Source organism: Flavobacterium sp. UBA7680 (assembly GCF_002482975.1).
GTDB lineage: Bacteria > Bacteroidota > Bacteroidia > Flavobacteriales > Flavobacteriaceae > Flavobacterium.
The window spans coordinates 110,416-122,132 of sequence record NZ_DLHA01000054.1 but is presented as its reverse complement, the minus strand read 5'-3'; the positions used below and the strand labels follow the sequence as shown (position 1 = coordinate 122,132).

At 30.1% G+C, this 11,717-nt stretch carries 13 protein-coding genes; 12 read left to right on the top strand and 1 reads right to left on the bottom strand.

Annotation, left to right across the window (positions count from 1 at the left end; genetic code table 11):
- Window position 1 precedes the first annotated feature (1 nt).
- Window positions 2-367, top strand: a complete 366-nt coding sequence (locus tag B3C18_RS22475) for a hypothetical protein (protein ID WP_291152142.1) — start codon at window positions 2-4, stop codon at window positions 365-367.
- A 339-nt stretch (window positions 368-706) separates the two neighbouring features.
- Here the strand turns inward: B3C18_RS22475 and B3C18_RS22470 are convergent, their stop codons facing one another.
- Window positions 707-1,684, bottom strand: a complete 978-nt coding sequence (locus B3C18_RS22470) for a hypothetical protein (RefSeq protein ID WP_291152139.1) — start codon at window positions 1,682-1,684, stop codon at window positions 707-709.
- A gap of 293 nt (window positions 1,685-1,977) precedes the next feature.
- On the opposite strand from B3C18_RS22470, the gene B3C18_RS22465 reads away from it, so the two are divergent.
- From B3C18_RS22465 to B3C18_RS22415, 11 genes are all read left to right on the top strand, one after another.
- Window positions 1,978-2,706 carry a hypothetical protein gene (locus tag B3C18_RS22465; protein WP_291152137.1) on the top strand — a complete coding sequence of 243 codons (729 nt, stop codon included), beginning with the start codon at window positions 1,978-1,980 and terminating at the stop codon, window positions 2,704-2,706.
- Between the two features lie 48 nt (window positions 2,707-2,754).
- Window positions 2,755-3,687 (top strand): hypothetical protein, encoded by a 933-nt coding sequence (locus B3C18_RS22460; RefSeq protein ID WP_291152135.1) that lies wholly within the window; start codon window positions 2,755-2,757, stop codon window positions 3,685-3,687.
- A gap of 117 nt (window positions 3,688-3,804) precedes the next feature.
- On the top strand, window positions 3,805-4,752 hold the full coding sequence (locus B3C18_RS22455; protein WP_291152132.1) for a tail fiber protein: 948 nt from the start codon (window positions 3,805-3,807) through the stop codon (window positions 4,750-4,752).
- Complete coding sequence (locus B3C18_RS22450; protein WP_291152129.1) at window positions 4,739-5,695, top strand: hypothetical protein; 957 nt, start codon at window positions 4,739-4,741, stop codon at window positions 5,693-5,695. Before B3C18_RS22455 ends, B3C18_RS22450 begins: the two co-directional genes overlap by 14 nt.
- 52 nt (window positions 5,696-5,747) lie before the next feature.
- Window positions 5,748-6,782 (top strand): hypothetical protein, encoded by a 1,035-nt coding sequence (locus tag B3C18_RS22445; protein ID WP_291152126.1) that lies wholly within the window; start codon window positions 5,748-5,750, stop codon window positions 6,780-6,782.
- Between the two features lie 5 nt (window positions 6,783-6,787).
- A complete protein-coding gene (locus B3C18_RS22440; protein ID WP_291152123.1) occupies window positions 6,788-7,996 on the top strand; it encodes a hypothetical protein in 1,209 nt (402 codons plus the stop codon).
- Window positions 7,997-8,003: 7 nt separating this feature from the next.
- On the top strand, window positions 8,004-8,489 hold the full coding sequence (locus B3C18_RS22435; RefSeq protein ID WP_291152120.1) for a hypothetical protein: 486 nt from the start codon (window positions 8,004-8,006) through the stop codon (window positions 8,487-8,489).
- On the top strand, window positions 8,486-9,769 hold the full coding sequence (locus tag B3C18_RS22430) for a hypothetical protein (protein ID WP_291152117.1): 1,284 nt from the start codon (window positions 8,486-8,488) through the stop codon (window positions 9,767-9,769). The genes B3C18_RS22435 and B3C18_RS22430 overlap by 4 nt, the downstream gene beginning before the upstream one ends.
- Complete coding sequence (locus B3C18_RS22425) at window positions 9,757-10,101, top strand: hypothetical protein (protein WP_291152113.1); 345 nt, start codon at window positions 9,757-9,759, stop codon at window positions 10,099-10,101. The genes B3C18_RS22430 and B3C18_RS22425 overlap by 13 nt, the downstream gene beginning before the upstream one ends.
- Window positions 10,083-10,559 carry a PulJ/GspJ family protein gene (locus tag B3C18_RS22420; protein ID WP_291152111.1) on the top strand — a complete coding sequence of 159 codons (477 nt, stop codon included), beginning with the start codon at window positions 10,083-10,085 and terminating at the stop codon, window positions 10,557-10,559. The genes B3C18_RS22425 and B3C18_RS22420 overlap by 19 nt, the downstream gene beginning before the upstream one ends.
- Window positions 10,549-11,685, top strand: coding sequence for a type II secretion system F family protein (locus tag B3C18_RS22415; RefSeq protein WP_291152108.1), 1,137 nt, complete (start codon window positions 10,549-10,551; stop codon window positions 11,683-11,685). Before B3C18_RS22420 ends, B3C18_RS22415 begins: the two co-directional genes overlap by 11 nt.
- The last annotated feature ends 32 nt before the right edge of the window (window positions 11,686-11,717 follow it).

Sequence of the window (11,717 nt, the reverse complement as noted above, 5' to 3'; positions counted from 1 at the left end):
AATGAAAAAAGCTTTAATAATTTTGACTATCTCCTTAGTTTCCATTTATTTTTATAAATATTTCATTACTGAAGATATGATAGCAGGTACATATGTTAATCGCAATTATGAGAATGATTTTATAGGGGAAAATCCTCATGTTGCAGATACTTTAATTATTCTGAAAAAAAACAACTTTGTTAGTTCGTATTTTGGAAACGGTACATATGAATTAAACCACACTATATTTAGTACTAATATTTCACTGAATTATGACAATGGCCATGAGCAAGGAAGTCTTGAGACATCAATCGAAAGAATATTTTTCGGAAATCTAAAAATAAATCTTAACCAAGATTTAGATCAGTATTATGAAAAAATAAAATAAATATAATTTCATTTCTCTTTTGATTGACCGATTACCCTTCTCGCTTGTAAATATATGAAAGGGTGTAAAAACAAATAATAAACTTTTATAAAAAATGCACGACGTTAAGTTAAACATTCGTGCATTTTTTTATTTTAAAATTTCCTTAAAAGTTTAAAATTTTCTCAACAATTATTCCTCACCCTTGCTGGCGCAGCGTCTTGCTAGTGAATACGCGAAAGCTATAAAAATAAAAAAGAATCATTAATAAACTTTTATAAAAAATGCACGAAGTCAAGGAAACATTCGTTCATTTTTTTAACTATCAAAATCTTGAAAATTTTAAAACTATTCTAACAGCTATTTCTTTTCTAAGTCTTCAATCTTTTTAACAAACATCTTATTCTCCTCAATAAGCCTATCATTATTAACCTGAAGCATATTTACTTTCTTATTTACATCAATCATATAAAGAGTTAGCTCTTCAATTTTTTGAAGTAGTTTAGCATTCATCTCTCCTAAAGATATTCCATTTTTTATAACTTCATCTTCACTTGGAATATTTTCTAAATGGCCTTTTTCAGTGATATGTTTTTCTACTTCTTCAAGAGTTGGCAAATTATAATTGTTTTTAAAAACATAATCTGGCCATCCTGTAACATCTACTTTTACTTCTTTTGCATGAACTGTTCCATTTACGTCAAGTTTATTTTGAGGAGCATTTATGCCAATACCAACATTTCCTAAATTATAGAATAAATTTGTACCATAATTCTGCCAATTAGTAGCCGATTGCGTCAATAATCCCGAATATGGACTTGTAGCTTCCGGATGAATAAAAAACAGCTCCGACAGACCAACATTTCCTCCCTGTCCGTTATAAAATGTAAATTTTAATTTGCTGTAAACACCACCAACTGGAATCTTCACTGAAAAATTATAATTCCCATAATCAACATCTGAATAATCAGCTATTACCCTCCATACATTTACTCCATTATACGTATCGTAGCCTTCAATCTTAAATCTACTTGCTGGTAAATAGCGCGTGGTCCATCCAACCCATGCTCCTGCTTGGGTATGATACCCTGATAAACCTTCAATAAGAATAACTTTTGGAGTTGACGGTGTAACTCCTGCCATATAATAAGGATTCATACTTCCATCAAACAATCCTGGTAAATTAATTGCTGGCCCTTCTTGAGTTACTGTATAACGAGTTACAGAATTAAATAAAATGTTATGCTCCCAACCAACAGGTGTTAAATTTGTTGAGAATGTTTGACTATTAATAATTTGACATAGTAAAAAAGCCAAAAGACTTAAAGTTTTTTTCATAATTATATTTTAAATTAGAAATCAAATATAAGATATTACCTCATAATTTGAATCAAAAATTTAACAATATATAATAACTTTAATTGATGGTACTGGAAAATTAAAAGGCACAAAATCAAAGTGAAAAATGAGAGAAAAACCAACAATTTAGGTTAAAAATAAAAGATTAAATTTTAACAATCTATTACATCAATTTTACTAGATTTGTTAAAAAAATTACAGCTAAAAATAATATATAAAATATTATATTTTAATAAAAATATTATATTTTCTCATTCATAAAAAAGAATCTTATGTTAAAAAAAATTGTTGTCTTGATAATCATAATTTGCAGTGCCTGCCAGACAACTAAAATTAAAAATGACAACTATAAATTTTCTTCTTCTGTTGTCGAATTAGGGAGCATTGGTACATCAAAATTATCATACAATGAAAATGTATTTGAGCCAAAAGGTTTATCAAAACTGGAAAATAATATTCGAATAGAAATTGGAGTCGTTCCCTACAATCGAAAATTAAATAAAATCTATAAATCGAAAGCCAAATACAACCAGAATCAAACAAAAGTTGCTTTTATAGATAGTTTGCCTGTCAAACCTGAATTGATAACTATTAAAATTTTAGATATTGCTGGTTTAGTTCAGGAAATCAATGCTGATTATAATGCTTCTATTTTAAAACTATTAACTGATACTCAAAACTTAAAGATTATTTCAAGTCTTGCAGTAAGCCTTCCGGTTGAAGAAATTGCCAAAATCAGACAATCAGACGCTTTTTATTTAACAAATAATCAGTACAAAAAATACACAATTTCTTTATTCAAAGGCGGAAAAAAAACAGATACCATAGACATCAATCCAGAAACAATTGTTGCATATCAGGTAAGTTCTTTCTGCTGGGTTAAATCAATTAAAGGAACATGGAATGTCGCTGATATTGTAAACGAAAACAACAGCTGTTCTGGAATCACAAAACGCAAAATAAGTGAAAAGAAAAACAACAAAGATTTGTTTGATATGTAGCTTCTTCTCAGCGTTTACTAATTATATTAATGTCTATTCCTAAATATCATGCCTAAAATTTTATTTAAATATTTTCTACTTCTAGTTCTTCTAACTTTTATTTCTTGTGAAGAAATATTAATGGTTGATGATATCTCTAAAAAAGAAGTATCATTAACCGCTCCGGCAAACAATGCAGCTTTATCTTCAACAGGTATTACATTCTCATGGGAGACTGTTGAAGGTGCTGATAAATATCAATTACAAATTGCGTCTCCAAGTTTTGATGCCCCACAACAAATAATACTGGATACTTTAGTTGCAAAAAACTCTTATACACAGCAATTAAACATTGGAAAATATGAATGGCGAATAAGAGCGGTTAACAGCGCATACGAAACTGTATACTTCAAAAGAAGCTTTGAAATATTAAATAATGACGATTTTCAAAATAATACTGTTGTGTTATTAACACCAAGCAACAATTTGACTACAAAAACTGCTTTACAAAAATTATCATGGGATGCTATTATTGGTGCAACAAACTATCAGCTTCAAGTTCTGGATGAAAACAATACTTTGGTAAAAGAACAAAATTCAGCAGCTACATTTTTTAATTTTACATTTGATGAGGGTAAATATACTTGGAAAGTAAGAGCCAGTAACGGAACTGCACAAACCCTTTACACTTCAAGATCAATTTTAGTAGACACGAAAGCTCCCAACACCCCAATCTTATCTAGCCCGACAAATGCAAGTACTACAACTAATAAAAGCATAGATTTTCAATGGAACAGAATTCCTGTTTCTGGAAGCGCAGAAAGAGACAGTATTTATGTTTATACTGAAAGCGCATTGACCAATTTAAACTTCAAAGACCGAGGTACCAGTCCATATAATAAAACTATGACTGCTGGAACATATTATTGGTTTGTAAAATCGTTTGATGAAGCCGGAAATCAAAGTGCAAGAAGTACAGTTTTTAATTTTACTATAAATTAGAACACGTCTTAATCACAAAATCTTTCTGTTAGTCTCTAATAAATCTTAAAGATATTACTTAAAAAGATAAAAGAAATGAAAAAGAAATATCAATATTAAAACAATCAAATAAATAACATGAAAAAAATATTAACTGGCGTTATAGTTTTAATCTCTATAATTTCTTACGGGCAGGTTTCTGGTAATTTTGTAGTAAATGGTGATCTCGATAAATTTTATCCTGTAAAATTTATTGATGGTGGATGGGGAAATAATGTTCCAACTAATCTAATTTTAGGCAGAAGCAATGTACACACTAATGCATCATGGAGAGGATCATTAATGGCTACTTTTAATTTTCATACTACTGCTTGGGGAAATGGTTCTCATTTTATTGATGCTGATGTTAAACCTCTTATAATTACCGGTAGTAGTCCATTAATAGCTGGATGGCAAGATATAACAGCAGCATCTGGAAATAAAGAAATTATAATCTGGATTCGAGGTGGTGCAACTACTTATTATTATCAATCTAATTATGCTGTAAACCCTGTTGTGTATGATGAGGTTCAAAATCCACTCCCTTTTAATATAATCAATGGAGGGCAATTAACTTTTAAAACTGCAGTTGATGCTTACGCAACAACAACTGGTACTTATCAAAGTCGAAATGCTTATTTTACCTCAAATGTTGGAATAGGAACTTTAACACCAGATGAAAAACTAACGGTAAAAGGAAAAATTCATACTCAAGAGGTTAAAGTTGATTTATTAGGAGCACTAGTTCCTGATTATGTCTTTGAAAGTGATTATAAACTTAAAACTTTGGAAGAAGTTGAAAATTATATTAAAGAAAATAAACATTTACCTGAAATCTCTTCTGCTCAAGAAATTGAAAAGAACGGTTTAATGCTTGCCGAAATGAACATGGCACTTCTAAAAAAAATAGAAGAAATAACGCTCTACATGATTGAGCAAAATAAAAAAATAAATGAGCTTGAAAGAGAGAACAAAAAGCTTGAAGACTTAGAAAATCGATTAATCAAAATAGAAGCTAATCAAAATAACAAGCATGAAAAACATTAAAAATATATCTGCAATACTCTTTATCTTATTCTCTACAATAATACATTCACAGACTTATTTTCCATTAAGAAACGTTGAAACAAACCTAGAATCTTTTTCTGGAGTAAATGGACAATGGGTTGCAGTTACTCCAACAAATAGTACTCTGGGAGCAAATTACTATCAGGGATTAAATTTTGGTTTTGATGTTAATAATTATGCTAGTTTGGTAAACGGAGTAGGAACAAATGAATTATATTTCGGAAGATGGTCAAGCCAATGGAAAGGATGGAATAAAATTTGGCACTCTGGAAATTTAAATAACTCCAGTACTGATTTCACTGCAAAGACTTTAAACACTGCAAAAATAAATTTAAGCGTACCGGGTAGTTCAGAACAAATTGACGCTTTCACTATTGACGTAACTTCATTTGGAACAGCAGAGAACGCTGCACGAAGCAGTTTCTTTAGAGTTCGGGATATTGGGGCAAGTAATATGATTCCATTTATTATAAAAGGTAATGGAAATGTTGGTATTGGTACAACAAATGCAACTTCAAGATTGACTGTAGCAGGAAATATTACTTCAAGGGAAGTAAAAGTTACCGTCGATGCTGGTGCTGACTTTGTTTTTGAAAACAACTACAAATTACCTTCTCTAGATTCTTTAGACAAATTTATTAAAGAAAATAAGCATCTTCCAGAAATTGCCTCTGCTGAAAAAATGAAGAAAGATGGTATCAATCTTTCTGAAATGAATATTAAGCTTTTACAAAAAGTAGAAGAATTGACACTTTATATGATTGAGCAAGATAAAAAAATTTCATTACAGAAAAAAATAGATGAAGAACAAGTGTGTGAAATAGCAAAGCTACAATACAAAGCAGAAATTCTTCAAAAACAAAATGAAAAACTACTAGAAATTGAAAAAAGATTATCTAAAATAGAATTGAATTCAAAATAATCATATATCATTATTATTGTTATCAAATTAAAATATAAAACTAACTAAAAAAATGAAACAGAATTTTTTACTCTTTGTTACACTTGCGTTTATCTCGCTCCCTATCATTGCGCAAAATACAACTTTCAATAATGTATCAATAGGCACTGATCTTCCTGCGGGCGGTGTTAATATGAAAATGAATTTTCCAGGTTTAACCGGAGCTTGGGCAAGAGCCTTTTATATCTCAAATTCAGATGATACAGAAAAATATATAGGTTTTGGTGCTTACGGAACAGCTACAAATGGTGTTTCTACGCTTACAAATGCATTTATTGGTAAAGATTGGAACACACGTTATATGACATTCTTAGCAAATGGTAACATAGGAATTGGTACTTCTGTACCTTCAGCAACCCTAGAAATTAAAACACCAGCTGTTCCTGGATCAGAAACATTACTAAAATTGAGTGTTCTTGATGCTCCTCAAGATTATATACGAATTGCAAATGGCACAAATGCCGATAATCAATTTATTCCCAGCCTACAAGGATATCGCATTAGTGATAACAGAGCATCACTTTATTTGACAGCTGTTACTGAACCTAATATTGACAGTGGTACAGATCCTCTTATGACATTTGATTCACGAACGAGTGCCGCAGCTGTAGTGACAAGACCGTTATTTGCATGGGACTCTTATGGTAATAGAAAAATGATCTTAACTGCTAATGGCAGTTTAGGAATTGGTACTTTAACAACAGGAATACATAAACTGGCGGTAGAAGGATCTATTGGAGCAAGAGAAATAAAAGTTCAGGCAACAGGCTGGTCTGATTTTGTTTTCAAAAAAGAATACAATCTTCCAACACTTAAAGAAGTAGAAAAGCACATTAGTGAAAAAGGACACTTAAAAGATATCCCAAGTGAAGAAGAAGTTTTAAAAAATGGAATTAATCTAGGAGAAATGAATTCTAAATTGCTTCAAAAAATTGAAGAATTGACACTTTATATGATTGAAATAAAAAAAGAGAATGAAAATATGAAGAAAGAAAATAAAGAAATGAAAAATGACATTCTAATCCTAAAATCTAAACAAAACAAATAATAAAAATGAAGAACTATAAACTAATTGCTTTATTATTTATTTCACATATAATCTTTTCGCAAAATACAATGCCCGTTTCTGGTGGTGAAGTATATTTCGATACTAATTTAAAAATTGGCAGTCAAGTTGCTCCATCTTCTACACCAGGTGAAATTATACGTCTTTCACTTCGTCCGTATGGTCATACGGGTGGACCTTGGAATTTTAAAGCAAGAGATAATTCATCATTTGCTTTTTTAGACATCGATTATGGAACTACAGGTTCTGCTATAACTTTCTCAAGTGATAAAAAAGTTGGTATTAATTCACTAACTCCATTAAATACATTTGAGGTAAAAGTTCCAACAAGCTCTGGTATATCTAGTTCAGATGGTATTTCTATACATGATGGAGCCGCTTATAGATTAGGTCTTAATATTGGGGTGAATACAGCAGATGAATATTCTTACTTACAAGCTGTAAAGGGTGGTGTTGGCCAGAAAAACATTGCCATTAATCCTATTGGTGGAAATGTAGGCATAGGAATTGTTGTTCCTGTAAGCAAATTGTCAGTAGGAGGGTCTTTTACTCTAAATGGAGGTCTAAGTAATACCATGCAAAGACCATCAATAAATGCCGGAACATTAATATATGGTGAAATTCGAGGTTTTAGTAATTCAACAAATTTAGCATTAGGAGATGATGGTTTCTTAAGGATTTCTGCTGGTGGCGGTACAAACTCTAATACAAAATCTTTTATTGATTTATCAGGATATTCAACAATTCCAGATATGAATAGAAATATTGTAATTGGCACTTTAGGATTAGAACGTATGCGAATTGATATCAATGGGAATGTAGGCATTGGTACAACAAATCCATTAAATAAACTAGATGTTAACGGTACAATTCATTCAAAAGAAGTAAAGGTTGATTTACTAGGCTGGTCAGATTTTGTATTTAAAAAAGAATACAATTTACCAGCATTAGAACAGGTTGAAAAACACATAAATGAAAAAGGCCATTTAGAAAATATCCCAAGTGAAGAAGAGGTCTTAAAAAACGGAATTAATCTAGGAGAAATGAATTCTAAGTTACTTCAAAAAATTGAAGAATTAACTCTTTATTCTATTCAGCAAAATAAAAAAATTGAAGAACAGGCAAAAGAAATTGAAGCATTAAAAACTTTAGCTTTGAGAATAGAAAAAATCGAAAAAGAGTTAAGTCAAAAATAAATCATTAATGAAAAACAAAAAAAACATATACGTTCTTTTACCACTCGTTTTATTTGTTTGGGGTGCTGTTTTGTTTCAGGTATTTTCATTTACAAATTCAAATGAAATAATCCCTGAGAACAATTCTGAATTTAATTTTAAACCTTTAAAAGTTAATAAAAGAGAATCATTTTCTATTAATGTAAACTATAGAGATCCTTTTTTAGGAAAAATTTACAATCCTGAAACCGTTTCCTCTATAAAAACAAATAAAACTAAAACTACAAAAGTTATTAAACAACCCGAACCTTTGGTTTGGCCAAATATTGTTTACAAAGGTTTAATTACTGATACAAAGGGGAAAAGTAAAATTTTCATGCTTATTATTGATGGTAAAAATTACTTTATGAAAATTGGTGATACAGAAAATGAAATTTTTCTAAAAGACGGAAGCAAAGAATCTGTATATGTAAAATACAAAGGAAATCTTAATCTTATAATGCTTCAGGATTGAAATTAAAAATTAAATCTGGTGCTTTACAGTTTACGGTTTTTATTGCTGTATTAATTGCTTTGCTTCTGGCTGGCCTTGTTTTATATGCGTATACATTTATATATATGAAAGAGCAGTCAAAAGGAGCAATTGAGAATATCCAGATTGCTGATATAGGAATGCAGTCACTTTTAGAGCAAAAGGAATTAAATACTGATACAATCACAATTGATTTCATAAAAAAAGAAAATCAAACTATAAAAACCCATTTATCACAATGGGGTGTATTTCAAAAAGGAATTACAATAACACAATTCCGAAAGAAGAAATTTACTAAAACTGCCATAATAGGGTCGCTTATTATAGCAGATAAATCCCCTACTCTGTTTTTACAAGAGATACATAATGCGCTAACTGTAGTGGGAAGTACTAAAATTACTGGTATCGCTTATTTACCAAAACAAGGTGTCAATTCAGGTTATATTGCGGGAAACAGTTACTATGGAACTCAATTAATTTACGGACGTATTGAAAAAAGTACTTCTGAACTGCCAAAACCTGAAAAAGCTTTTCTTGATGCTCTAAATTTTTATCTAAAAGAATATAAAATAGACCATCAGGAAGATTATATCAATCTAAATTCGGCTTTGAAAATTACAAATTCTTTTAAAGAAAAAACAAAAGGATTTTATTCTCAGAATGCCATAACACTAGAAAACAAAATTATATCTGGAAATATTATAATTAAATCAGAAACGGTTATTAAAGTTAGAAAAACTGCTTTACTAAATGACTTAATTTTAATTGCACCAATTATTGAAATTGAAGATGAAACGATTGGGAATTTTCAGGCTATTGCTTCTAAAAAAATTACATTGGGTAAAAAATGTAATTTAAGCTATCCATCAGTATTGCTTCTATTTCAGGACAATAAAAATAGTGTCACTGATAACTCTAACTATAATACTTTATCAGAAAATCAAATTTTTATAGGAGAAGGAAGTGTTTTAAAAGGATGTGTAACTTATATCCAAACAAAAGAAACATCCGATTTTCAGACCCAAGTCGTTTTAGAAAAAGGTTCAAAAATAAAAGGACAAGTATACTGCAATGGCAATTTTGAAATAAAAGGAACAGTTTCCGGATCGATTTATACAAAGCAATTTGTAGCAAATCAGGCTGGGTCTATTTTTATGAATCATGTTTATAATGCCACTATTGAAAACGAAACTGTACCGGCAATTTATGGAGGCATAATTTTAGAGCAACAACCTAAAACTGTTTTAAAATGGTTATACTAAAAAAAATAAAATCGGCTACATTGGTCGAAGCTATTGTAGCTACAGTTTTAGTAGTCATTATTTTCATTGTGGCAAGTTTAATATTAAACAATCTAGTCTTTAATACCTTCTCTAAAAACACGCATGGTATTGAAACCCGAATTAATGAACTTGAATATGAAATTCAAAATAATAGCATCAAATTACCCTATCAAGAAGAATATAAAAATTGGAATATCAACATTGAATTAGAAGCTGTATCTACAAAAAAGATGATTTCGATTTCAGCAGTAAATAACATTTCTAAAAAAGAAATTACAAAACAACAAGTAATATGGCTGCAGGAAAATTAAAATCGTTTACATTGTCAGAAATGATAGTAGTTATGATTATTACAGCTATCGTAGTTGGTATGGCATTTAGTGTTTTGCGGATTGTTCAAAAACAAATTCATACTATTCAAAACAATTTTGAAAAAACGAGTACCCTGGCACTTTTTGAACAAAAACTTTGGCAGGATTTTAATGAACCGCATAATATAATGTATGATAGCGATAAACAGTTATTAATAATGATTTCAGAAATTGATACAGTAACTTATTCCTTTCAGGACAAATTTAGTATGCGAAATCGGGATACAATTAAATTGAAAATTGCACCAAAGAAAGCTTTTTTTAAAGGAAAAGAAATAAGCAATGGACAAATAGATGCATTATCAATATTTGCTGAAACAGAACTACCCGATTATCAAATTTTTGTTTCGAAAAAAAATGATTTAACCTTTTTTATGAATCAGGAAGATGGCCTTTAAAATAGAAAATGCACCCAATAGAAAAGCTGTTCAATCTAAAAATGAGAATAGTATCGAAAGTCTGTTAAAAAAAGAGATCACTCTTTTTGGTGACAGTTTCAATAATAAAAAGAAACAGGCCTTTTATCTTGAACTTGCTGTTTTACTAAAAGCTGGAGTTAGTTTTAAAGAAGGATTGTCCCTAATTATCGAATCATTAAAGAAAAAAGCGGATAAGGATTTAATCCAGACAATTCTAAATGATGTAGTAAACGGAAAACCTTTTTCAGATGCTTTAATGACTTCAAAATCATTTACAGAATACGAATATTATTCTATTCAAATTGGAGAAGAAACAGGAACTACAGCTCAGGTTTGTGAAGAACTTGGTCGTTTTTTTGAACGCAAAAATGAACAAAAAAGAATTATCATAGCCGCACTCACCTACCCTTCTATTGTATTAAGTACAGCAGTTCTGGTTGTTATTTTTATGTTGAGTTATGTGGTTCCAATGTTTCAGGATATCTTCAAACAAAACAATATGGAACTTCCTTTTTTGACACAGATGATTGTAAAATTATCGATCTGGACAAAAACATATGGACTTTACTTTTTCTTAGCAATAATTATTTTTATTTTTTCAACTCAGTTTTTTAAAGACAATCATAAGTACAAAAAAGCATTGCATTACTTTCTTATAAAAATTCCAGTTTTAGGACCTTTTATGACAAAAGTGTATCTCGCTCAATTTACCCAGGCAGTAACGCTACTTACAACTGCTAAAGTTCCTTTATTGAACAGTATTCAAATGGTCAAGAAAATGATTCGTTTTGTACCGCTTCAGGAAGCATTGGAACAAGTAGAAAATAGCATTTTAAAAGGAAATAGTTTAAGCGCCAGCTTAAAAAACACTCCTCTTTTCGACAATCGAATTATATCTCTGGTAAAAGTAGCCGAAGAAACTAATCAGACTGAATATGTTTTCAAGCAGTTAAGCGAACAGTACAATCAGGAAGTGGTGCAGCAATCTAAAGTTATGACTACTGTTCTTGAACCTTTTATTATTCTTTTTGTTGGTGTTTTAGTCGCTGTTTTATTGGTTGCTATGTATTTACCAATGTTTCAACTGAGTAGTGCGATTGAGTAAATATTTAGCATAGATTAGTACTAAAAATAATA

Bases quoted from the DNA above. Each gene is read 5' to 3' on its own strand.
- B3C18_RS22475 (WP_291152142.1), top strand. From the start codon at position 2: ATGAAAAAAGCTTTAATAATTTTGACTATCTCCTTAGTTTCCATTTAT.
- B3C18_RS22470 (WP_291152139.1), bottom strand. From the start codon at position 1,684: ATGAAAAAAACTTTAAGTCTTTTGGCTTTTTTACTATGTCAAATTATT.
- B3C18_RS22465 (WP_291152137.1), top strand. From the start codon at position 1,978: ATGTTAAAAAAAATTGTTGTCTTGATAATCATAATTTGCAGTGCCTGC.
- B3C18_RS22460 (WP_291152135.1), top strand. From the start codon at position 2,755: ATGCCTAAAATTTTATTTAAATATTTTCTACTTCTAGTTCTTCTAACT.
- B3C18_RS22455 (WP_291152132.1), top strand. From the start codon at position 3,805: ATGAAAAAAATATTAACTGGCGTTATAGTTTTAATCTCTATAATTTCT.
- B3C18_RS22450 (WP_291152129.1), top strand. From the start codon at position 4,739: ATGAAAAACATTAAAAATATATCTGCAATACTCTTTATCTTATTCTCT.
- B3C18_RS22445 (WP_291152126.1), top strand. From the start codon at position 5,748: ATGAAACAGAATTTTTTACTCTTTGTTACACTTGCGTTTATCTCGCTC.
- B3C18_RS22440 (WP_291152123.1), top strand. From the start codon at position 6,788: ATGAAGAACTATAAACTAATTGCTTTATTATTTATTTCACATATAATC.
- B3C18_RS22435 (WP_291152120.1), top strand. From the start codon at position 8,004: ATGAAAAACAAAAAAAACATATACGTTCTTTTACCACTCGTTTTATTT.
- B3C18_RS22425 (WP_291152113.1), top strand. From the start codon at position 9,757: ATGGTTATACTAAAAAAAATAAAATCGGCTACATTGGTCGAAGCTATT.
- B3C18_RS22420 (WP_291152111.1), top strand. From the start codon at position 10,083: ATGGCTGCAGGAAAATTAAAATCGTTTACATTGTCAGAAATGATAGTA.
- B3C18_RS22415 (WP_291152108.1), top strand. From the start codon at position 10,549: ATGGCCTTTAAAATAGAAAATGCACCCAATAGAAAAGCTGTTCAATCT.